Origin of the sequence: Rhizobium sp. GCM10022189 (assembly GCF_042656325.1) — a bacterium.
Lineage (GTDB): Bacteria > Pseudomonadota > Alphaproteobacteria > Rhizobiales > Rhizobiaceae > Rhizobium.
Map to the genome: position 1 here is coordinate 1 of NZ_JBHSOR010000055.1, position 605 is coordinate 605.

Consider the following 605-nt stretch of genomic DNA (forward strand, 5'->3'; position numbering starts at 1 on the left):
TGACCTTGCCCCGTTGAAATAATCCATTTTGAAGTAAGCTCTGGCCCATTGAGAGGACCAGGGAATGAAGCGCAACCGTTTCACAGACGAACAGATCATCGGGATTCTGAAGGAGCACGAGGCTGGCACGCCGGTCTCGGAGCTTTGCCGCAAGCACGGTGTCAGCGATGCCAGCATCTATAAGTGGAAAGCCAAATACGGCGGCATGGACGTGTCCGAGGCCAAGCGGCTGAAGACGCTGGAAGACGAGAACACGAAGCTGAAGCGGCTTTTGGCGGATGCGATGCTCGACAATGTTGCTTTGAAAGACCTTTTGGGAAAGAAGTGGTGACGCCCGCAGCAAAGCGGAAAGCTGTTGCGCATCTGATGGGTCACCACCAGATGAGCGAACGGCGGGCGTGTAAAGCCATGGGCCTTTGCCGGATGACGATCCGCTACGAAACCAGGCGCAGTGATGACCATGATCTTCGCGAGCGGATGAAGGCGCTGGCGCATGAACGCCGCCGCTTTGGATATCGACGCCTTCATGTGCTGCTCAGGCGTGAGGGTCACCTTGTGAACCACAAGCGGCTCTTCCGGCTCTATCGGGAGGAGAAGCTGACAGT

General features: G+C 56.7%; 1 pseudogene. It reads left to right on the top strand.

The features are described from left to right. Nucleotides 1-64: 64 nt before the first annotated feature. Nucleotides 65-605 (top strand): annotated as a pseudogene (locus ACFPWW_RS26105) (transposase); the annotation flags it as partial.